18 protein-coding genes are annotated in these 22,439 nt (G+C 32.2%); 16 read left to right on the top strand and 2 right to left on the bottom strand.

Annotated features, from left to right (window positions below):
• The 6 genes from AC1Q7N_RS01025 (at position 1) to rplS (ending at position 4,137) form a co-directional block, all read left to right on the top strand.
• The gene (locus tag AC1Q7N_RS01025; protein WP_002457379.1) at positions 1 to 333 is read left to right on the top strand and encodes a putative DNA-binding protein; all 333 of its coding nucleotides are present in this window, start codon (positions 1 to 3) and stop codon (positions 331 to 333) included.
• A 30-nt stretch (positions 334 to 363) separates the two neighbouring features.
• Positions 364 to 1,731, top strand: coding sequence for a signal recognition particle protein (gene ffh / locus AC1Q7N_RS01020; protein WP_001830113.1), 1,368 nt, complete (start codon positions 364 to 366; stop codon positions 1,729 to 1,731).
• A gap of 307 nt (positions 1,732 to 2,038) precedes the next feature.
• The gene (gene rpsP / locus AC1Q7N_RS01015) at positions 2,039 to 2,314 is read left to right on the top strand and encodes a 30S ribosomal protein S16 (RefSeq protein WP_002439483.1); all 276 of its coding nucleotides are present in this window, start codon (positions 2,039 to 2,041) and stop codon (positions 2,312 to 2,314) included.
• A gap of 126 nt (positions 2,315 to 2,440) precedes the next feature.
• Entirely contained in the window at positions 2,441 to 2,944 is a 504-nt protein-coding gene (gene rimM, locus AC1Q7N_RS01010) for a ribosome maturation factor RimM (RefSeq protein ID WP_001832559.1), read from the top strand.
• Entirely contained in the window at positions 2,944 to 3,681 is a 738-nt protein-coding gene (gene trmD, locus AC1Q7N_RS01005) for a tRNA (guanosine(37)-N1)-methyltransferase TrmD (protein ID WP_001829466.1), read from the top strand. The genes rimM and trmD overlap by 1 nt, the downstream gene beginning before the upstream one ends.
• A gap of 105 nt (positions 3,682 to 3,786) precedes the next feature.
• Complete coding sequence (gene rplS, locus AC1Q7N_RS01000; protein WP_002436293.1) at positions 3,787 to 4,137, top strand: 50S ribosomal protein L19; 351 nt, start codon at positions 3,787 to 3,789, stop codon at positions 4,135 to 4,137.
• Between the two features lie 529 nt (positions 4,138 to 4,666).
• Here rplS and AC1Q7N_RS00995 read toward each other — a convergent pair.
• Together AC1Q7N_RS00995 and AC1Q7N_RS00990 are read right to left on the bottom strand one after the other, a co-directional pair.
• Positions 4,667 to 7,270 (bottom strand): YfhO family protein, encoded by a 2,604-nt coding sequence (locus tag AC1Q7N_RS00995; protein WP_020368058.1) that lies wholly within the window; start codon positions 7,268 to 7,270, stop codon positions 4,667 to 4,669.
• Positions 7,263 to 9,863: a YfhO family protein gene (locus AC1Q7N_RS00990; protein WP_010959172.1), complete on the bottom strand. Its 2,601-nt coding sequence runs from the start codon at positions 9,861 to 9,863 to the stop codon at positions 7,263 to 7,265. Before AC1Q7N_RS00990 ends, AC1Q7N_RS00995 begins: the two co-directional genes overlap by 8 nt.
• A gap of 328 nt (positions 9,864 to 10,191) precedes the next feature.
• Between AC1Q7N_RS00990 and ylqF the strand changes: the two genes are divergently transcribed.
• The 10 genes from ylqF (at position 10,192) to hslU (ending at position 22,428) form a co-directional block, all read left to right on the top strand.
• A complete protein-coding gene (gene ylqF / locus AC1Q7N_RS00985; RefSeq protein WP_002468554.1) occupies positions 10,192 to 11,055 on the top strand; it encodes a ribosome biogenesis GTPase YlqF in 864 nt (287 codons plus the stop codon).
• A 4-nt stretch (positions 11,056 to 11,059) separates the two neighbouring features.
• Complete coding sequence (rnhB, locus tag AC1Q7N_RS00980; RefSeq protein ID WP_001829514.1) at positions 11,060 to 11,830, top strand: ribonuclease HII; 771 nt, start codon at positions 11,060 to 11,062, stop codon at positions 11,828 to 11,830.
• Positions 11,831 to 11,937: 107 nt separating this feature from the next.
• Positions 11,938 to 13,104, top strand: a complete 1,167-nt coding sequence (gene sucC / locus AC1Q7N_RS00975) for an ADP-forming succinate--CoA ligase subunit beta (RefSeq protein WP_002439496.1) — start codon at positions 11,938 to 11,940, stop codon at positions 13,102 to 13,104.
• 21 nt (positions 13,105 to 13,125) lie between these two features.
• On the top strand, positions 13,126 to 14,034 hold the full coding sequence (sucD, locus tag AC1Q7N_RS00970) for a succinate--CoA ligase subunit alpha (RefSeq protein WP_002446283.1): 909 nt from the start codon (positions 13,126 to 13,128) through the stop codon (positions 14,032 to 14,034).
• A gap of 804 nt (positions 14,035 to 14,838) precedes the next feature.
• A complete protein-coding gene (dprA, locus tag AC1Q7N_RS00965; protein ID WP_002484839.1) occupies positions 14,839 to 15,711 on the top strand; it encodes a DNA-processing protein DprA in 873 nt (290 codons plus the stop codon).
• Between the two features lie 182 nt (positions 15,712 to 15,893).
• Positions 15,894 to 17,963: a type I DNA topoisomerase gene (gene topA, locus AC1Q7N_RS00960; protein ID WP_001829508.1), complete on the top strand. Its 2,070-nt coding sequence runs from the start codon at positions 15,894 to 15,896 to the stop codon at positions 17,961 to 17,963.
• Positions 17,964 to 17,987: 24 nt separating this feature from the next.
• Positions 17,988 to 19,295, top strand: coding sequence for an FADH(2)-oxidizing methylenetetrahydrofolate--tRNA-(uracil(54)-C(5))-methyltransferase TrmFO (gene trmFO / locus AC1Q7N_RS00955; protein WP_001832560.1), 1,308 nt, complete (start codon positions 17,988 to 17,990; stop codon positions 19,293 to 19,295).
• 254 nt (positions 19,296 to 19,549) lie between these two features.
• Complete coding sequence (xerC, locus tag AC1Q7N_RS00950; protein ID WP_002439503.1) at positions 19,550 to 20,410, top strand: tyrosine recombinase XerC; 861 nt, start codon at positions 19,550 to 19,552, stop codon at positions 20,408 to 20,410.
• Positions 20,411 to 20,413: 3 nt separating this feature from the next.
• On the top strand, positions 20,414 to 20,956 hold the full coding sequence (gene hslV / locus AC1Q7N_RS00945) for an ATP-dependent protease subunit HslV (RefSeq protein WP_001829498.1): 543 nt from the start codon (positions 20,414 to 20,416) through the stop codon (positions 20,954 to 20,956).
• Between the two features lie 68 nt (positions 20,957 to 21,024).
• Positions 21,025 to 22,428: an ATP-dependent protease ATPase subunit HslU gene (hslU, locus tag AC1Q7N_RS00940; protein WP_001829474.1), complete on the top strand. Its 1,404-nt coding sequence runs from the start codon at positions 21,025 to 21,027 to the stop codon at positions 22,426 to 22,428.
• The last annotated feature ends 11 nt before the right edge of the window (positions 22,429 to 22,439 follow it).

The raw sequence follows: 22,439 nt of genomic DNA, 5'->3' as shown, positions 1-22,439 counted from the left end.
ATGGGACAAAATGATTTAGTTAAAACATTGCGTATGAATTATCTATTTGATTTTTATCAAAGTTTGCTTACAAATAAACAGAAAAATTATCTCGAATTATTTTATTTACAAGATTATTCTTTAAGTGAAATTGCTGATACATTTGAAGTGAGTAGACAAGCAGTTTATGATAATATAAGAAGAACTGGCGATTTAGTAGAAGATTATGAATCGAAATTACGACTATACCAAAGATTCGAGAAACGTCGTGAATTATATAACTTAATGAAACAATCACTTAATCAACCTGAGTTGCTTAAACAATATATCACTCAATTAGAAGAATTAGAGTAGTGATCATTATAATAAAGGAGGGCAAACGTTATGGCATTTGAAGGATTATCCGATCGCTTACAAGCCACGATGCAAAAAATGCGTGGTAAAGGGAAAGTAACAGAAGCAGATATTAAAACGATGATGCGTGAAGTGAGATTAGCGTTATTGGAAGCCGATGTTAACTTCAAAGTTGTTAAGGAATTTGTTAAGACTGTTTCAGAACGAGCGCTAGGTTCTGATGTCATGCAATCTTTAACACCTGGCCAACAGGTTATTAAAATCGTACAAGAAGAACTTACTAGTTTAATGGGTGGAGAAAATACTTCCATTAAGATGGCAAACAAACCACCAACTGTTGTCATGATGGTCGGCTTACAAGGTGCAGGTAAAACGACGACAGCAGGTAAGTTGGCATTATTAATGCGTAAAAAATATAACAAAAAACCTTTACTTGTGGCAGGAGATATTTATCGTCCAGCTGCTATTGATCAATTACAAACAGTAGGTAAACAAATTGATATCCCTGTGTATAGTGAAGGTGATCAAGTATCACCACAACAAATTGTTGAAAATGCTTTAAAACATGCTAAAGAAGAACATCTAGATTTCGTTATCATTGATACAGCTGGTCGTTTACACATTGATGAAGCACTTATGAATGAGCTTCAAGAAGTTAAAGAAATCTCTAAACCAGACGAAATTATGCTTGTTGTTGATGCAATGACAGGTCAAGATGCTGTGAATGTGGCACAATCATTTGATGAACAATTAGATGTTTCAGGTGTAACATTGACTAAATTAGATGGTGATACACGCGGTGGTGCAGCACTTTCAATCCGTTCCGTTACCCAAAAACCTATTAAATTTGTAGGTATGAGTGAGAAATTGGATGGTTTAGAATTATTCCATCCTGAACGAATGGCCTCACGTATTTTAGGTATGGGTGATGTTTTAAGCCTCATTGAAAAAGCGCAACAAGATGTAGATCAAGAAAAGGCTAAAGATTTAGAGAAGAAGATGAGAGAGTCATCATTTACATTAGATGATTTCTTAGAACAGTTAGATCAAGTTAAGAATTTAGGTCCTTTAGATGACATTATGAAAATGATTCCTGGTATGAATAAAATGAAAGGTTTAGATAAGCTTAATATGAGTGATAAACAAATTGATCATATTAAAGCGATTATACAATCTATGACACCTAAGGAACGTTCAAACCCTGAAACATTAAATGTATCACGTAAAAAACGTATTGCAAAAGGATCCGGCCGATCTTTACAAGAAGTTAATCGATTAATGAAACAATTTAATGATATGAAGAAAATGATGAAACAATTTACTGGTGGCGGTAAAGGTAAAAAAGCTAAACGAAACCAAATGCAAAATATGTTAAAGGGTATGAACTTACCATTTTAATTTATAAAATCAAGCATTGAAACTCGAGAGTGTCTTCGGTGCTTGATTTTTTTGAACCTTTATAAGGATTATTAACAAAATTAATAGAAACGCATGAGCTAAAGCGCATGCATAACCAAAAGTACGATTTACTTCGTAAAAGAGTAGTGGAACGCCTGAGCTAAAGCACATGCATAACCAAAAGTACGATTTACTTCGTAAATCTACTTTTGGTAAAGAAAAAAGTCTTTACAAAAATTTGTGTAACTGTTATTATTTATTCTTGTAGAAAATAAAAATAATAAACACATAAAGGAGAGTAATTTAAATGGCAGTTAAAATTCGTTTAACTCGTTTAGGTTCTAAAAGAAACCCATTCTATCGTATCGTAGTTGCAGATGCACGTTCACCACGTGATGGTCGTATCATTGAGCAATTAGGTACTTACAATCCAGCACACGTTAATGCACCAGAAGTTAAAATCGACGAAGAATTAGCTTTAAAATGGTTACACGACGGTGCTAAACCAACTGATACAGTTCACAATATCTTATCTAGAGAAGGTATTTTGAAAAAATTTGATGAACAAAAGAATGCTAAATAATTAGCTTATGTTTTTTTGGGACGCCATTATGGCGTCCTTTTTTAATCATATTTATTTGTTACATACATACGTGTTAATATATATTTGATTCAGTTTAATAAACTTTAATTAGAAGGAGGGTCATACATGGAGGTAGAGGTTGGACAAATAGTCAATACCCATGGTATTAAAGGGGAAGTAAAGGTGAAATCCAATTCTGATTTTACTGAAACACGATTTCAACCTGGTGAACAATTACTTGTAAAACATAATAATACTGAAATTGTTTATACGGTCGCTTCTTATCGTATACATAAAGGATTTCACATGTTAAGGTTTGAAGGAATCAACAATATAAATGAAATTGAACATTTGAAAGGTGATTATATTTATCAAGAACGTGATCACCAAGATATAGAATTAGGAGAACATGAATACTATTATTCGGATATTATTGGTTGTACAGTATTTAAAGATGATGATACGCCAATTGGTCGGGTGATTAATATTTTTGAAACAGGTGCTAATGACGTTTGGGTTGTTAAAGGTGAAAAAGAGTATCTCATTCCTTATATTGAAGATGTTGTGAAAGATATTGATATAGAAACTAAAACGATTAAAATTACACCGATGGAAGGATTGTTAGATTAATGAAGATAGATTATTTAACGCTATTTCCTGAAATGTTTGAAGGTGTTTTAAACCATTCAATATTAAAACGTGCGCAAGATAAGGGAATCATTAATGTTAATACTATCAATTTCCGAGATTATTCTATTAATAAGCATAATCAAGTTGATGATTACCCATTTGGTGGTGGCCAAGGTATGGTATTAAAGCCTGAACCTGTTTTTAATGCTATGGAAGACATAAATCATAATGAACATACTCGAGTGATACTTATGTGTCCACAAGGTCGTCCCTTTACTCAAGAGATTGCACAAGAATTAAGTGAAGCAAAACATATAGTCTTTATTTGTGGACACTATGAAGGATATGATGAGCGCATACGTAAGCATCTTGTAACTGATGAAATATCAATGGGGGATTATGTCCTAACTGGTGGAGAGTTACCAGCAATGACGATGACCGATGCAATAGTGAGGCTTATTCCAGGCGTCTTAGGTAATCAAGCATCACATCAAGATGATTCATTTTCAGATGGATTGTTAGAATTTCCTCAGTATACACGTCCTCGTGAATATAAAAATATGAGTGTTCCTGAAGTATTATTATCTGGCAATCATGCGCACATTGATCAGTGGAGACATGAACAAAAACTCATTCGTACTTATGAAAAGCGACCAGATTTATTAGAACAATATCCATTAACTGAAAAAGATAGAGAAATTTTAGAAACCTATAAAAAGAAATTGAAAAATGATTAACGTTATGCTATTATAATTCAAGTGTGAAAAAACACTAATAATCACTATGATCCGCTGCTATACTTTTGTCTAGGCAAGAACATAGGTTGAAGGAGAGAATTTATAATGAGTAATCATAAGTTAATCGAAGCAGTAACTAAATCACAATTACGTACTGATTTACCTACTTTCCGTTCAGGAGACACTTTACGTGTACACGTAAGAATCGTTGAAGGTTCTCGCGAACGTATCCAAGTTTTCGAAGGTGTTGTAATTAAACGCCGTGGTGGAGGAATTTCAGAAACTTTCACAGTTCGTAAAATTTCTTCTGGTGTAGGTGTGGAAAGAACTTTCCCATTACACACGCCTAAAATCGAAAAAATTGAAGTTAAACGTCGTGGTAAAGTACGTCGTGCTAAATTATATTACTTACGTAGTTTACGTGGTAAAGCTGCTAGAATTCAAGAAATTCGCTAATCAGTATATTCGACAATTTATAAAAGGCCAGTCTATAAGCACTATAGTTGCCAATTTCAACTTATTGCTTAAGATTTGCCATAATGAAAAAAGCTTTCAAACTTCTGTTTTACCAGAGTTTGAAAGCTTTTTTATTTTATCTTAAATTAAACGGCTGTCCTAATTATTGAAGATATGAATCAGAATTCATATTGATTGTATATTTTACACCGAATACTAAATAAAATTTTCTATGATTAAGCCTAAAATTTTGATGAAAACTATGAAAGTGCTATTTTCTAATTCAGTCAATAACTAACTTTACATTAAGTAAGTCTTGAACATAGGTTTAAGTTCGACACCGACAATTGATGTTAAAAACAAAGCACTAAAATGTTTAGGTCTTTGTTTTAACTTTGTAAATAAAATCGAAAAAATTGATAGTTTTCTATCAATTAAAAATCATCATAATGAACTATGAGTTAATTTAAAGCAATCTTAAATACTTCTAATTTAAAATATTGAGTTATTTAAATCATTAATAACTAATTTATTTTCTTTTTACGTAATGAGTGAAAAGAATGCTTAAAATGATCCCAATGCAACTGACAGTGATTAATAAATAAAAATAAGGAGGGGTATAACTTAATTTTATCTTTGTTTGTCCCTCTTTTACAGGAATAGTAGTCATAATACCGTTGCCTTGTTGAACCTTTAGAGGCTTTCCATTTGCCATTGCATGCATTCCTTTAGCATATACCATTGGCAAGACAAGATAACCATGTTCTTTTTTCTTTTTAATAATTGTGAAACCATTTCTTTCTTTTTTTACTTTAACTGGTTGGAGCTGTTGAGAAGCTTTTTTTAATGTTTGATAGTTTTCACCATAAATTCCTTTTACTTTAAAACGATAAACTCCTTTTGACATCTTAATGTTAAGTTGATTTGAAGCTTTAGCACGCATCGTCACTGGCGAAACAAAACGACGGTATTTGTATGACAAACGGTTTCTTTCTTGCGAATATTCATTAACCCCTACTTTATGCTCTTTGTCAGGAGACAGTAATTCAACATCCATTTCAATATACATATCTTTATAATTTTTAACTATATTGCGAGGTAAATTGAGGGTGACGCCACCATTGTGCTGTTTAACTTTTAAATGTTTACTATCAATCCAATTCGCATGATTTAAGTTTTGTTTTGCATTAGAAAGTAAATTAGGATTAGGTTTAAAATCAGTATTGGCTTGGGATTTATGATTCAATACGACACCTTTAAGCATAGCTTGCTCTCTATCAAGGGGAGATTTTAGTTTTCTTGCATCATAAATTTTATTAGTAATGTGTGCACTAGGATAATTTATTGTATTAACAGAGTGAATCCATTGATCTTTTTTATCAGTTATAAGTTCTTTCTTTTTAAAACCATAAGGCATATTTAAATCATCAGGATGTCGTAATCGATCTTGAACATCCCAAAGAGACATTAAGTTTGCACGATTATTTAAATATCGATAAGTACTATTTTTATCTACAGGCATATTAATTTGTAACGTCTGGTCATAGTATTTCAATATATCTCCATCGAAAATACTGGAATACAATGATGTGCCGTTGTAGTGATATATCAAAGGTGAGTTTAATGCATAGTATGAAAAATAATCTAGTCTTTTCAATGGATCTGTAGAGCTTTGATGCATATACTTAATTTTTTTATTTAGGACAGGGCTTCTATAGCTCGAATCATTAATTGTTTTGATAGTCGTTTGATAAGGTTCGATAGTAATTTTTCTGGAATCATTAGTCATTAAGACTTGTTGAGCTAAAAATAAGACAACGAGTAATACCATCATTGAGGTACGTGTTAACAACGATTTATATTTAATAAATATAAATAACACTATGATTAAAATCAATGCAACAAACATCCACTTTACTGATCTTTCCGACAGTGCGATAAATATGAAACCGTATATGAATACTGGTATAGCAACAAAGGTGTATTCTTTAATTGATATTTCACTTAAATGTTGTATGAACAATGCAATTAATACACTTGTTGATAATGCTAAAAAGTAAACCCAACGTCTTTGGGGTAATGAAAAGCCATTAAATGCACTGTCAAACCATTGAGAAAAGGAACCGATAAGTAAAATCCAAGTTGCAATTGCGAACAATTTATAATAATAGTGTTGATATAATTTAAAACAAAATAATGCAATGATAGCAATAAAAGAAATTGTAATGTAAAAACCATCAGCAAAAATATTATAATTGGTTTCAAATAAATTTGTGAAAAAAGTAATTTTGAAATTAGGATTTTGTGTTCGGTCATTATCTAAAAAAGAAGATACACCAGTATATAGTCCATAAATACTTACTAATACACTTAACAAAGTGGCACATACGAGTATGTATAATTTCTGCCAACGATTCACAATATCTTTCTCATGAGGAATAGCGAATCGATAAATAAAATAGAAACCTATGACAATTGCTTCATAGTAACTAAAATAAAAGTTTGAGAATAATGTATAAGCAATCGCGAAAATAAACCAACCTATTTTACGTTCTTTAAAGAATCTTTCTATAGCCCAAAGTGACATAGGTAACATAATTAAAAGATTACCGTAAAAAGACCAAGTAAAATTATAATATGTAACAACAGTAGACATACCATATAAAATAGTTGCGATAAACATTGGTGCGGGTTTAAGTCGCAAATAACTAAATAAATAAAATGAAAAAATAAATGTGATTACAGTGCGCACATATGCCATGATTAATTGGTTTATTGTCCAAAAGCTGATGTCATGAGGATTCACATTGATAGTTTGTTCTAATATCCATATCATAGAGAAGTTGATCCACATCAATGGAGATAGTGAATAATAATATGCCAGTGATTTAACATAGTCGCCTCCCAATCCAAATGAAGCATCATAAAATCCTTTTAATGATGTGAAGTGTTCATAAAGGTACATTTGAAAAGGCATCATTTGTCTGAAGCCATCTCCACTACCACTAAATACTATACCTTTAGTTATAAATTGATAGAGAAAAGGGCCATATAGAATAAATGACAATATACAACTAACTAAAACGATTAGTGTAAAACGTTTAATAGGTTTATTCCATATATTTTTAATCATGGCGAATCCTCATCTTTCTTTTCCTTATATTCTTTAATCTAATGAATACAATACTCACCACTATACTAAATATTGAGATAGAAAACATCGTTTTTAGAAAAGGTGGTCGATATTGAATCGTAATTGTTTTATTATTTTTATTAACCGGAACACCTGTCATCATATAATTCACCTTTTTGATATTGCTTTGTCGGTCATCCACGTATGCACGCATACCTTTACGATATGGAATATTAATGACTGCAAGTCCTTTAGAATGGTGATCTAAGTTAACTTTTACCCCGTTTTTTATATCTTTATAACGCATATTAAAGTTAGCATGATGGTGTGCTTGTTTTAGCGTATCATAATTTTCACCGTTTAATTCTAACAGTTCCAAATTGAACTTACCTTTTGGTGATAGTTGAATCGTAATATCACCATTTTTGTCTGGTAAACTTCGATAAAGCACTTTGCTTATTCCCGTGCGATATATAGAATCATTGTATAGACGATGATTATGATATTGATTGATGCTCACAGTGTAATTACTGTCAGGATCGCCTCGTTTAATATTCATAGTGAGATAAAAATCTTTGTATTTGTCTCTTATATTCTTAGGTAAATGTAATTTGATTATTCCGCTCTCTTTATTAACGGTTAGTTCATTGTTTGAATATCGTGTTATATTTTGTGTTGATACACGTGTTTGGTCTAACAAATTTTTAACTTTTGAGTGATACGCTGTACCTTTTGATGTCACAATAGCACCATTAATCATTGCATGTTCTCTATCTATAGGTTTTTTTAAACTTTTATGATTATAAATGTTTTGTGTTACTTTTACACTTGGTAGTGGAAGTTGATTTTTATAAATAATATATTGTCCACGTGACTTAACTTTCTTAAAATAAGATGGAATAAAATTTTGATAATCTTTCATCATTAAATATTTTACTGAAAACAGACTCTCGATATTTTGCCGAGCATTAGTAGACTGGTATCGACTGACAGATTCTTCAGCTAAATTAATTTTTAAGGCATCATAATAGAAATCGAGAATGTTGTGATGAAATATACTAGAGTAAATACTAAGTCCTTTAAAATTTTGATACATAGGGGTATTATCTTGTTCATCGACACGCCAATTTATTCGTTGATCGTCATTCTTAGTTTGGTTCATTTCTTTTACTAACGATCTTTGTATAGTCGAGCTATAGAAACTTGAATTAATGTATCGCTTGTTCGCACGATTGATATGATCTTGAAAGAAAATTTGATTTTTTATGAATACGAAAGTAATCATAAGACTGAGAGCAGCGATTGAAATACTATAAAGGTAAGTAAGATAATAACGTACTTTTTTCTCTTTTATTAATAAAATTAATAGTCCAATCACTGACACTACTGGAACTAAAGAGAGCCAAGGTAAAAAAGTATTGTAGCTAATTGAACTTATGTAGATGACACTTTGAGCTATCAGATTAGTATAAATATAAGTCTTTGGTCGAATTGTTTTAAAATATTTTACAAATAACCCAATTAAAATTGAACTATTAAAAGCTAAGATAAAATGCCATCGTTTTTGAGGTGCTGAAAACCCATTAAATAGTTGGTCAACAAATGGGAGAAATGCAAAAATAATTGTTGCCAATAATAACAATGCAAATAATTTATAATAAAAATGTTTGTATAATTTGATTGTCAAAAGAGCTTGAATAGATAAAAATATCACAACAATCAAGTAATTATCGAAAAATATATTGGTATCTTTATTTAAATGTTCAATCCAATTCACTTGTCCTGTAAATGATTGTCGACGATTATTAAGAAAACTTTGAACACCATGAAAGAACACAAACATACTATTTCCTAAAGCGAGCAGAGCACTACATATAATTGTAAGAGAAGCTTGCCAACGAGTTAAACTATCTTTAGGATGTCTGTAAATAATTCTAATCAAGGTATAACCTATACCAATAATGAGGAAATAATATGCAAAATAAAAGTTATTAATTAGAATTAGACTTACAGTTAGTATAAATAAACCTACTTTAAAATCCCTTAATAAACGTTCAATCCCTAATAATAAGAGTGGTAACCAAATGAAAGTATCACTAAAGAATGGCCAGTAAATTGTAAATCTAAAGTACAAAGGTGAAATAACAAAGATAAATGAAATCAATAAACCGATTATTTTATTTTTAGAAATATAATAACTAAATAAATAAGTGCAAAACAGAGCAATAGTTGATTTAATAATTGAAACAATTAGTGCGTTGTACATCCAAAGAAGAATTTGATTTGTGTTCAATGAAAAGAATATTTCACATAATTTGATGATAGGGACATTTAAAATAAATATTAAATTTGTTGAAAAATAATAACTTAAGTCAGTGAAAAAATCTCCGCCAAGACCCAAATGTGTTGAATAAAATAAGTTCCCTTGAGTCCATTGATGATAAAGATACATTTGAATAGGAATCATCTGTTCCATACCATCATTTGGGCCAGTTGAAAGAACACCATCATGATGGAAGCGAAAAATAATATAACTATGACCAATTAATGATAATGTAATTAATAATATAATGAAACATGCTTTTCTTCTCATTTACTTCTCCTAAAATGCATCATATTGACCTAAAAATTTTGTTAGCTTAGTCAAATTGTAGGTTATTATGGCAATGAATGAAAGTATTAGTGGCATTATTTAAATCTATTTACATTAAATTTAATGTTATTTAATAAAGTTAATTGATTTTAATAGTTTTGAATAAGTTTACAAATAGTCATCGTAGATTTTTTATGAATAGAAAAATGATTTTTATACTAAATGATGCACGTGTTAAACTTAAAGTGGTTGGGGTAGCTATTATAAAGTATAATTATGAAGTTATAGATAAAAGTTTAAGAAAATAATAAGAATAGGATGATGACTCATGGCGATACAATGGTATCCAGGTCATATGGCTAAAGCCAAAAGACAAGTTAGTGAACAACTGAAAAAGGTAGATGTAGTTTTTGAACTCGTCGATGCACGTATTCCATACAGTTCGAGAAACCCTATGATTGATGATGTCATTAAACAAAAACCTCGAGTAGTAATTTTAAATAAAAAAGATATGACGAATTTAAAAGAATTAGAAAAATGGGAAACTTATTTTAAAGATGAAGGTTTCTATCCGGTAGCTGTAGATGCAAAACATGGCAAGAATCTTAAAAATGTTGAAGTTGAAGCTATAAAAGCAACTCAAGAAAAATTTGATCGTGAAAAAGCTAAAGGTTTAAAACCTAGAGCGATAAGAGCTATGATTGTAGGCATTCCTAATGTAGGAAAATCAACACTTATCAATAAGTTAGCAAAACGTAGTATCGCCGAAACTGGAAATAAACCAGGAGTAACAAAACAGCAACAATGGATTAAAGTTGGAAAGTCTCTTCAATTACTAGATACACCAGGTATTTTATGGCCTAAATTCGAAGATGAAGAAGTCGGTAAAAAATTAAGTTTAACTGGTGCAATTAAGGATAGTATCGTTCATTTAGATGAGGTAGCTATTTATGGTTTGAATTTTATGATTAAACATGATGTTTCAGCTTTAAAGAGACATTATAATATTGATACACATGAAGACGCTGAGATACTCGATTGGTTTGATGCAATTGGAAGAAGAAGGGGATTGTTACAAAAAGGAAATGAAGTAGATTATGAATCTGTCATTGAGTTGATCATCAATGATATGAGAAATGCAAAAATTGGAACTTATTGTTTTGATATTTTAAAAGAAATGAAGAGTGAATGATAGTATGTCTCTAACAATTAAAGAAATCAAAGAAAAACTATCTCGAATTGAAACGTTGGAAGAGTTACATAAACATGAAGCAAATAATGATTCACGTAAAGGTGTTATAAATGCGATTAAGTCTAGGGAAAAAAATATTCTTAAGCAACAAGCATTAGAAGAGCACTATTTATCCATGAATCAATACGAAAACAACATTATGTCCTCTAACAGGGATGCATTAATTTGTGGAATTGATGAGGTAGGGCGTGGGCCCTTGGCTGGACCAGTTGTGGCTTGTGCAGTTATTTTAGAGAAGAATCATCATTATATTGGTTTAGATGACTCTAAAAAAGTGTCTCCCAAAAATAGAGCACGACTTAATCAAAATTTAAAAGAAAATGTCTATCAATATGCATATGGCATAGCGTCCTCAGTTGAAATAGATGAATTGAACATTTATCGGGCAACTCAATTAGCTATGCTACGTGCTATAAATCAATTAGATGTTACACCTACACATTTATTAATAGACGCAATGACACTAGATATTGATATTCCACAAACCTCAATTATTAAAGGTGATGCTAAAAGTGTGTCTATCGCAGCAGCAAGTATCATGGCTAAAGAATACCGTGATCAATATATGAGACAACTATCTAAACAGTTTCCAGAATATGGTTTTGATAAAAATGCAGGTTATGGAACTAAGCAACATTTAAAGGCTATTGATCAAGTGGGCATAATCAATGAACATCGTCAATCATTTGAACCAATTAAATCAATGATGAAATAATTTGAATTTTGCTTAAATTGCAATAAATACTGTCAATCAGTTTACAATAGCGCTTACATTTTTTATAATTAAAGGGCAACTTAACCTAAGAAACAGGAGGATGGAAGATGAATATCCACGAGTATCAAGGGAAAGAAATATTTCGTTCAATGGGCGTTGCAGTTCCAGAGGGACGAGTAGCATTTACTGCTGAAGAAGCAGTGGAAAAAGCGAAAGAATTAAATTCAGACGTATATGTGGTTAAAGCGCAAATTCACGCTGGGGGTAGAGGTAAAGCAGGCGGCGTGAAAATTGCTAAATCATTATCTGAAGTCGAAACGTACGCAAATGAACTGCTAGGTAAACAATTGGTCACACATCAAACTGGGCCAGAGGGCAAAGAGGTCAAACGTTTATATATCGAAGAAGGATGCGATATCCAAAAAGAATATTATGTTGGTTTTGTTATTGATCGTGCTACTGATAAAGTGACTTTGATGGCATCAGAAGAAGGTGGAACTGAAATTGAAGAGGTTGCAGCTCAAACACCTGAAAAGATTTTCAAAGAAACAATTGATCCAGTAGTAGGATTATCACCTTACCAAGCGCGACGTATCGCTTTTAATATTAACATTCCAAAAGAATCAGTTGGAAAAGCAACTAAATTTTTATTAGCACTATATAATGTCTTTATCGAAAAAGATTGTTCTATTGTTGAAATTAACCCACTTGTTACAACTGGAGACGGTCAGGTATTGGCTTTAGATGCTAAATTAAACTTTGATGATAATGCATTATTTAGACATAAAGATATTTTAGAATTACGAGATTTAGAAGAAGAAGATCCTAAGGAAATAGAAGCTTCTAAATATGATTTATCATACATCGCTTTAGATGGAGATATTGGTTGTATGGTTAATGGCGCAGGTTTAGCCATGGCAACTATGGATACAATTAATCATTTTGGTGGAAATCCAGCCAACTTCTTAGATGTAGGTGGCGGTGCTACAAAAGAAAAGGTAACTGAAGCATTTAAAATTATTTTAGGTGATGACAATGTTAAAGGTATCTTTGTAAATATTTTTGGTGGAATTATGAAATGTGATGTTATTGCCGAAGGTATTGTAGCAGCGGTTAAAGAAGTTGAACTAACATTACCATTAGTTGTTCGTTTAGAAGGAACTAATGTCGAACGTGGTAAAGCAATATTAAACGAATCAGGTTTAGCTATTGAGCCAGCAGCAACTATGGCTGAAGGTGCTCAAAAAATTGTGAAACTTGTTAAAGAAGCATAAGGAAAGGATGGGAGCACTAAGATGAGTGTATTTATTGATAAAAATACGAAAGTAATGGTACAAGGTATCACAGGGTCTACTGCCCTTTTCCATACAAAACAAATGCTTGATTATGGGACACAAATTGTTGCAGGGGTAACACCTGGTAAAGGTGGACAAGTTGTAGAAGGTGTTCCAGTATATAACACTGTTGAAGAAGCTAAAAATGAAACAGGAGCTAATGTATCTGTTGTATACGTACCAGCACCATTCGCTGCTGATTCAATTATTGAAGCAGCTGATGCCGATTTAGACATGGTTATTTGTATTACTGAACATATACCTGTTGTTGATATGGTTAAAGTAAAAAGATATTTACAAGGTCGTAAAACACGTTTAGTAGGACCAAACTGTCCTGGTGTGATAACTGCCGACGAGTGTAAAATCGGTATTATGCCGGGATATATCCATAAAAAAGGCCATGTCGGTGTCGTGTCTCGTTCTGGTACATTAACGTATGAGGCAGTGCATCAATTAACTGAAGAAGGTATCGGTCAAACAACTGCTGTAGGTATCGGCGGTGATCCAGTAAATGGGACTAACTTTATTGATGTTTTAAAGGCGTTCAATGAAGATTCTGAAACTAAAGCCGTTGTAATGATTGGAGAAATTGGTGGTACCGCAGAAGAAGAAGCGGCACAATGGATTAAAGAAAATATGAACAAACCTGTAGTAGGTTTTATCGGCGGTCAGACAGCACCTCCAGGTAAACGTATGGGTCATGCTGGAGCTATTATTTCAGGAGGTAAGGGTACAGCATCTGAAAAGATTAAAACATTAAACGATTGTGGTGTTGAAACTGCAGATACACCTTCTGAAATAGGAACAACCCTTATTGATGCAGCTAAAAAAGCAGGCATTTATGAAGAGTTATTAACTATTAAAAAATAATATATATTAGTATTGATTTCAACGAACCTTGAACATTAAACCTTTGTTCAGGTTCGTTGTTTTTTGTATAAAGAACACCATACGTTATGCGTATGATTCACAAAAGTTTAGCTTTATCTAAAAAAAGCATCTCTATATGCTAGAATATACATCGGTCAGCCAACCAAAATATTCAACACGAAGAGATGCTTTTTAATGTCATCCGACACAAACAGTTTAGCACATACATAATGAAATTGTAAGTAGCACATTGTTTTTGAGCCCAGATATAGCAGGCTAGTGATATATGGAAAAGAAATAAGGTATAAGAAATCCCTTGTGTCAATGATGTGAGTGGAAAATTGTAAAATAATTGAAGCAAAGGTATATACATATGTTGGTAAGTATTCCATCCCATATAGGTGTATCATCATTTGTTGAATACTTAAATAGAAGAATAGTTTAATTTTTGATAGATATTTCAATTGAAAATATAAATATGGGAACAGAATGGTAACGGAAAATTTTAGTGCAGAGAATTTGGTGAGGAACCAGGTAGGTTGATTTAAATAAAAATCAAAATAATGGATTAAGTATTAGCATGATTTTATTTAAAAAAATTAGTTATCTTTTTTTGATACGTTGATTTATATATAATAGTAGAAACATGAAATTCGACAATTTTACAATACACTATGACACATTAAACCTTTGTCATTAAATTACTCCTTACAAATACATGATATTTAAAAAATAAATGTCTTTAAACAGTAAACTAAAATATTTGAATTTGAAGGTATAATAAGGACAAAGGAGTAATGATAATTGATACAACAGACGATGTTAAAACTATATTGGGCAAATTTCACTACGGCACAACTTCATCATCTTACAAGTACATATCCTGACTTTCTATCAGAAAACGTATTTCATCAACATGACATGATAAAAAGGTGGCTTACAGAGCGTAATTCTGAAAGGCTATGGAACAAATATGAACGTTTCAAAGAATTAAAGCTGATGGACATTATTAAAGAAATGAAAAAAGCAAATGTTAGTTTTACAACATACTTTGATGATAACTACCCTTCTCTTTGCAAAGAAATGTATGATTATCCTTATGTGATATTCTACAAAGGAAATCCACAGTTCTTTAATCATTCTCACTCTTTAGCTGTAATTGGCTCACGTAATGCCACACAATATACAAGTCAATCTTTAAACTATCTTTTTCCTTCATTTAGACAATTAAATATGGCGATTGTTTCTGGATTAGCGCGCGGTGCAGATAGTGTAGCACATCAAACCGCACTTAAATACCTATTACCAACTATTGGCGTACTTGGATTTGGCCATTGTTATCATTATCCTAAAGCAACCTTAAATTTAAGAACTAAAGTTGAAAGGAATGGCTTAGTGATAAGTGAATATCCACCATTTTCTCCTATAAGTAAGCATAAATTTCCTGAAAGAAACAGGCTTATAAGTGGTCTGTCCAGAGGGGTACTTATAACTGAGGCTGAAGAAAGAAGTGGTAGTCAAATCACTATCGATTGTGCTTTAGAGCAAAATAGAAATGTTTATGTTCTACCTGGTTCAATGTTCAACAAAATGACTAAAGGTAATTTAAGAAGGATAAATGAAGGTGCTCAAGTTGTTATAGATGAAAGTAGTATATTATATGATTATCTATTTTAGTAAATGATAGATTTACTTTCTGAATTAATTATTTATATCCTTTAATTTAGTTAAAGTTTAATGAATCAAAAATAATAACAATTCTTACAAAATTGGAAATTAAAAATTAAAACGTTGACAAATACAAAATTAACCGTTTATCATTTATCTTTAGTAATTCAATTTGCAAGGGGGAATAAACTTTGGCAGATAATTTAGTCATTGTTGAATCGCCTGCAAAAGCTAAAACCATTGAAAAATATTTAGGCAAAAGATATAAAGTTATTGCTTCAATGGGACATGTTCGTGACTTACCAAGAAGTCAAATGGGTGTCGACACTGAAGATAACTATGAACCAAAATATATTACAATTCGTGGCAAAGGTCCTGTAGTTAAAGATTTAAAAAAACATGCGAAAAAAGCAAAAAAAATATTTTTAGCTAGTGACCCTGACCGTGAAGGTGAAGCGATTGCTTGGCATTTATCAAAAATTTTAGAATTAGAAGATAGCAAAGAAAATAGAGTAGTATTTAATGAAATTACAAAAGATGCTGTTAAAGATAGTTTTAAGCATCCTCGTGGTATTGAAATGGATTTAGTTGACGCGCAACAAGCACGTCGTATTTTAGATAGACTCGTTGGTTATAATATTTCTCCAGTATTATGGAAGAAAGTTAAAAAAGGGCTTTCTGCTGGGAGAGTTCAGTCAGTTGCTTTACGTTTAGTCATTGATCGTGAAAATGAAATTCGTAATTTTAAACCTGAAGAGTATTGGTCCATTGAAGGTGAATTTAGATACAAGAAATCTAAATTTACAGCTAAATTTCTACACTATAAAAATAAACCTTATAAGCTAAACAACAAAGACGATGTTCAAAGGATTACTGAAGCATTAAATGGTGATCAATTTGAAATCACAAATGTGAATCGTAAAGAAAAAACACGTTATCCTGCTCATCCATTTACTACATCAACCTTACAACAAGAAGCTGCACGTAAACTAAATTTTAAAGCACGCAAGACAATGATGTTAGCACAACAATTATACGAAGGTATTGACTTAAAGCGTCAAGGTACAGTAGGTTTAATTACGTATATGCGTACCGATTCTACTCGTATCTCAACTTCTGCAAAATCAGAAGCGCAGCAATATATAAATGATAAATATGGTGAACAGTACGTGTCTCAGCGTAAATCATCGGGTAAACAGGGCGATCAAGATGCTCACGAAGCTATTAGACCTACTAGTACAATGCGAACTCCTGATGACATGAAAGCTTTTCTTACTAGAGATCAACACCGTCTATACAAATTAATTTGGGAAAGATTTGTAGCAAGTCAGATGGCTCCAGCTATTTTGGATACAGTAGCTTTAGATGTAACTCAAAACGACATTAAATTTAGAGCTAATGGTCAAACTATTAAATTTAAAGGTTTTATGACACTATATGTAGAAGCAAAAGATGATAAAGAGAATGATAAAGAAAATAAGCTTCCTCAACTAGATAAAGGAGATAAGGTAACTGCGACAAAGATTGAACCGGCACAACACTTTACACAACCTCCTCCTCGTTATACTGAGGCGCGTTTAGTTAAAACGCTTGAGGAACTTAAAATTGGAAGACCTTCAACATATGCTCCAACCATTGATACGATTCAAAAGCGGAACTACGTCAAGTTAGAAAGTAAACGCTTCATCCCAACTGAATTAGGAGAAATTGTTTATGAGCAAGTTAAAGAATACTTCCCAGAAATTATTGATGTAGAATTCACTGTAAACATGGAAACATTACTTGATAAAATTGCCGAAGGTGACATGAATTGGCGTAAAGTAATAGGAGACTTCTACAACAGTTTTAAACAAGATGTTGAACGCGCAGAATCTGAAATGGAAAAGATTGAGATTAAAGACGAGCCAGCTGGTGAAGATTGTGAAGTCTGTGGTTCTCCAATGGTTATTAAAATGGGAAGATATGGTAAGTTTATGGCATGTTCGAACTTTCCGGACTGTCGTAACACCAAAGCAATTGTCAAAACGATTGGTGTCACATGTCCGAAGTGTAATGAAGGAGATGTCGTAGAACGTAAATCAAAGAAAAATAGAATTTTCTATGGTTGTTCTAGATATCCAGAATGTGATTTTATTTCTTGGGATAAACCTGTTGGAAGAGATTGTCCTAAGTGTCATCATTACCTTGTGAACAAGAAAAAAGGTAAAAGTAGTCAAGTTGTGTGCTCCAACTGTGATTATGAAGAAGAAGTTCAAAAATAGATGAGTGATTTTAGGAGGGGCAAAATGACGCAAAAAGTAAACGTTGTAGGAGCTGGTTTAGCTGGCTCTGAAGCTGCATATCAATTAGCTCAACGTGGAATTAAAGTGAATTTAATTGAGATGCGTCCAGTTAAACAGACACCGGCGCACCATACAGATAAATTTGCTGAATTGGTATGTTCAAATTCATTGAGAGGTAATGCACTTACAAATGCTGTTGGTGTTCTTAAAGAGGAAATGAGACATTTAGACTCGTTAATTATCACATCAGCAGATAAAGCACGTGTGCCAGCGGGTGGTGCTTTAGCAGTGGATAGACATGATTTTGCTGGCTATATTACAGATACCTTAAGAAACCACCCTAACATCACTGTATTAAATGAAGAAGTTAATCATATACCAGAAGGTTATACGATTATTGCAACTGGCCCTCTAACTACTGAGCATTTAGCTCAAGAAATTGTTGATATTACTGGTAAAGATCAATTGTATTTTTACGATGCTGCCGCACCAATAATAGAAAAAGATTCAATTAATATGGATAAAGTATATTTGAAATCACGTTATGATAAAGGTGAAGCAGCGTATCTTAATTGTCCTATGACTGAAGAAGAGTTTAACCGGTTTTATGATGCAGTATTAGAAGCTGAAGTTGCACCAGTCAATGAGTTTGAAAAAGAAAAATATTTTGAAGGGTGTATGCCTTTTGAAGTCATGGCTGAAAGAGGGCGAAAAACTTTGTTATTTGGTCCGATGAAACCTGTTGGACTTGAAGATCCTAAGACTGGGAAACGCCCTTATGCAGTTGTTCAATTAAGACAAGATGATGCAGCTGGAACATTATATAATATTGTTGGCTTTCAAACACATTTAAAATGGGGTGCGCAAAAAGAAGTCATTCGTTTAATTCCAGGATTAGAAAATGTTGATATTGTAAGATATGGTGTGATGCACCGAAATACCTTTATTAATTCACCTGATGTTTTAAACGAAAAATATGAATTAAAAGGACATGATAATTTATATTTTGCTGGACAAATGACTGGCGTTGAAGGTTATGTTGAAAGTGCTGCCAGTGGATTAGTTGCAGGTATTAATCTTGCGCATAAAATTTTAGACAAAGGGGAAGTTATTTTCCCTAGAGAGACAATGATAGGTAGTATGGCTTACTACATATCACATGCCAAAAATGAGAAGAATTTTCAACCTATGAATGCCAATTTTGGTCTTTTACCATCTCTCGAAAAACGTATTAAAGATAAAAAAGAAAGATATGAAACACAAGCCAAAAGAGCGTTAGAGTATTTAGATAATTACAAACAAACGCTGTAATTTACAAATAGGTTAACTAGGTAGTGGGTAACTACCTGGTTTTTTTGTGATGAATATTATTTAAAACTAACTTAAATTAAGTAAGACAAGTGAGTTAGAGAAAATTATGACTAATTTTGGATAAAGTTTGAAATTAATTCTCTAAAGATTTTGAATTGATTATCAAATTATTGTATGCGTTTTTACACATATGCTACAATGCAATATGATGGAGGGGATTGATTTTGGATAAAATCCAAGAAACATTTTTATATATGTTAAAGGTTGAAAGAAACTTTTCAGAGTATACGTTAAAATCTTATCATGATGATTTAGTTCAATTTAACAACTTTTTAGAAAGAGAACATTTACAACTTGAGACTTTTGAATATAAAGATGCTAGAAACTATTTGGCTTTTTTATATTCTAATCAATTAAAAAGAACTACGGTGTCAAGAAAGATATCAACTTTACGTACCTTCTATGAATTTTGGATGACTCAAGATAATTCAATTATTAATCCCTTTGTTCAACTAGTGCATCCTAAAAAAGAGAAGTATTTACCTCAATTCTTTTATGAAGAAGAAATGGAAGCACTTTTTCAAACTGTAGAGCATGATAATAAAAAAGGCATACGAGACAAAGTTATTATTGAATTGTTATATGCAACAGGAATACGTGTGTCTGAATTAATAAATATTAAACTAAAAGATATAGATATGAACTTACCAGGTGTAAAAGTTTTAGGTAAAGGAAATAAGGAAAGGTTTATCCCTTTTGGAGAGTTCTGTAGACAGAGTATAGAAAGATACTTAGAAGAATTCCAACCTAAACAATTAGCCAATCATGATTATTTAATTGTAAATATGAAAGGTGATCCTATCACCGAAAGAGGAGTAAGATATGTACTTAATGATGTCGTTAAAAGAACCGCTGGCGTCAATGACATACATCCTCATAAATTAAGACATACTTTTGCTACACATTTATTAAATCAAGGTGCTGATTTAAGGACTGTACAATCTTTACTTGGTCACGTCAATTTATCGACTACTGGACGTTATACACATGTTTCGAATCAACAACTGAGAAAGGTGTATTTAAACGCACATCCTCGAGCAAAAAAAGGAGAGTAATTTATGGATAATTCTTTACACGCTACAACAATTTATGCTGTACGCCATAATGGTGAAGCAGCTATGGCTGGTGATGGTCAAGTCACATTAGGTCAACAAGTTATTATGAAACAAACTGCTAGAAAAGTAAGACGTTTATACGAAGGAAAAGTATTGGCTGGTTTTGCAGGTAGTGTTGCTGACGCCTTCACACTTTTCGAAAAATTTGAGACAAAGCTTCAGCAATTTAGTGGTAATTTAGAGCGCGCAGCTGTTGAACTAGCACAAGAATGGCGTGGAGATAAACAATTACGACAATTAGAGGCGATGCTTATCGTAATGAATAAAGATGCCATACTTATTGTTAGTGGTACAGGTGAGGTTATTGCACCTGATGATGATTTAATTGCCATTGGGTCAGGTGGTAACTATGCACTTAGCGCAGGTCGAGCACTAAAAAGACATGCAGCACAACTTTCTGCTAGTGAAATGGCATACGAAAGTTTAAAAGTTGCAGCTGATATTTGTGTGTTTACAAATGACAATATAATTGTAGAAACGCTATAAAATCGCATTGCTCAAATTAAGGAAATGAATCTCATAAAACAAAGTAGCAATATGGAGGAATGTTAAATATGGATACAAATGGAATTAAATTAACCCCAAAAGACATCGTATCTAAATTGAATGAGTATATTGTAGGACAAAATGACGCAAAACGTAAGGTGGCTATTGCACTAAGAAATCGTTATCGTAGAAGTCTTTTAAAAGAAGAAGAGAAACAAGAGATTGCGCCTAAAAATATTTTAATGATAGGTCCAACGGGAGTTGGTAAAACTGAAATAGCTCGACGCATGGCAAAAATTGTTGGAGCACCATTTATTAAAGTTGAGGCAACTAAATTTACAGAAGTCGGTTACGTCGGAAGAGACGTTGAAAGCATGGTTAGAGATTTAGTTGATGTTGCTGTACGTTTAGTAAAAGACGAGAAAAAGTCATTAGTTAAAGATGAAGCAACTAAGAAAGCAAACGACAAATTAGTTAAATTACTTGTTCCGAGTTTAAAAAAGAAGGCAGCACAAGGTAACAACCCTTTGGAAAATTTATTCGGTGGAGCAATTCCAAACTTCGGTCAAAATCAAGATGAAGAGGAAGAACCGCCAACTGAAGAAATTAAAACCAAACGTTCTGAAATAAAAAAACAACTTGAACAGGGCAAACTTGAAAATGAAAAAGTAAGAATTAAAGTAGAACAAGATCCTGCATCAATGGGTATGTTAGGGACTAATCAAAATCAACAAATTCAAGATATGATGAATCAATTGATGCCCAAGAAAAAAGTCGAAAGAGAAGTTTCGGTTGAAACAGCTAGAAAAATCTTAGCTGATGATTTTGCAGATGAATTAATTGACCAAGAAACTGCGAATCAACAAGCCTTAGAGCTTGCAGAACAAATGGGTATCATATTTATTGATGAAATAGACAAGGTTGCTACTAACAATCAAAATAGCGGTCAAGATGTGTCAAGACAAGGCGTACAACGAGATATTCTTCCTATACTTGAAGGTAGCATGATTCAGACAAAATATGGTACTGTAAATACTGAACATATGCTATTTATAGGTGCTGGTGCATTCCACGTATCAAAACCAAGTGATTTAATTCCTGAATTACAAGGTCGATTTCCAATTAGAGTTGAATTAGAAAGTCTTTCAGTAGAAGATTTCGTGAGAATTCTGACAGAACCAAAATTATCGCTTGTCAAACAATATGAAGCATTGCTTCAAACTGAAGAAGTTACAGTAAATTTCTCAGAAGATGCCATTCAACGATTAGCTGAAATTGCATATCAAGTTAATCAAGATACTGATAATATTGGTGCTCGTAGATTACACACTATTCTAGAAAAAATGCTTGAAGATTTATCATTTGAAGCACCAAGCATGCCGAATGCTGTTGTGGATATTACTCCACAATATGTAGATGACAAATTAAAATCAATCTCAACAAATAAAGATTTAAGTGCATTTATTTTATAAATATATATAGA

This window comes from Staphylococcus sp. GW823-FHT05F06 (assembly GCF_058795495.1).
This window is presented reverse-complemented; position numbering and strand designations above follow the sequence as displayed.

What these genes read in the sequence shown, in the direction of transcription:
- AC1Q7N_RS01025 (WP_002457379.1), top strand. Translation starts at nt 1, where the DNA reads ATGGGACAAAATGATTTAGTTAAAACATTGCGTATGAATTATCTATTT.
- ffh (WP_001830113.1), top strand. Translation starts at nt 364, where the DNA reads ATGGCATTTGAAGGATTATCCGATCGCTTACAAGCCACGATGCAAAAA.
- rpsP (WP_002439483.1), top strand. Translation starts at nt 2,039, where the DNA reads ATGGCAGTTAAAATTCGTTTAACTCGTTTAGGTTCTAAAAGAAACCCA.
- rimM (WP_001832559.1), top strand. Translation starts at nt 2,441, where the DNA reads ATGGAGGTAGAGGTTGGACAAATAGTCAATACCCATGGTATTAAAGGG.
- trmD (WP_001829466.1), top strand. Translation starts at nt 2,944, where the DNA reads ATGAAGATAGATTATTTAACGCTATTTCCTGAAATGTTTGAAGGTGTT.
- rplS (WP_002436293.1), top strand. Translation starts at nt 3,787, where the DNA reads ATGAGTAATCATAAGTTAATCGAAGCAGTAACTAAATCACAATTACGT.
- AC1Q7N_RS00995 (WP_020368058.1), bottom strand. Translation starts at nt 7,270, where the DNA reads ATGATTAAAAATATATGGAATAAACCTATTAAACGTTTTACACTAATC.
- AC1Q7N_RS00990 (WP_010959172.1), bottom strand. Translation starts at nt 9,863, where the DNA reads ATGAGAAGAAAAGCATGTTTCATTATATTATTAATTACATTATCATTA.
- ylqF (WP_002468554.1), top strand. Translation starts at nt 10,192, where the DNA reads ATGGCGATACAATGGTATCCAGGTCATATGGCTAAAGCCAAAAGACAA.
- rnhB (WP_001829514.1), top strand. Translation starts at nt 11,060, where the DNA reads ATGTCTCTAACAATTAAAGAAATCAAAGAAAAACTATCTCGAATTGAA.
- sucC (WP_002439496.1), top strand. Translation starts at nt 11,938, where the DNA reads ATGAATATCCACGAGTATCAAGGGAAAGAAATATTTCGTTCAATGGGC.
- sucD (WP_002446283.1), top strand. Translation starts at nt 13,126, where the DNA reads ATGAGTGTATTTATTGATAAAAATACGAAAGTAATGGTACAAGGTATC.
- trmFO (WP_001832560.1), top strand. Translation starts at nt 17,988, where the DNA reads ATGACGCAAAAAGTAAACGTTGTAGGAGCTGGTTTAGCTGGCTCTGAA.
- xerC (WP_002439503.1), top strand. Translation starts at nt 19,550, where the DNA reads ATGTTAAAGGTTGAAAGAAACTTTTCAGAGTATACGTTAAAATCTTAT.
- hslV (WP_001829498.1), top strand. Translation starts at nt 20,414, where the DNA reads ATGGATAATTCTTTACACGCTACAACAATTTATGCTGTACGCCATAAT.
- hslU (WP_001829474.1), top strand. Translation starts at nt 21,025, where the DNA reads ATGGATACAAATGGAATTAAATTAACCCCAAAAGACATCGTATCTAAA.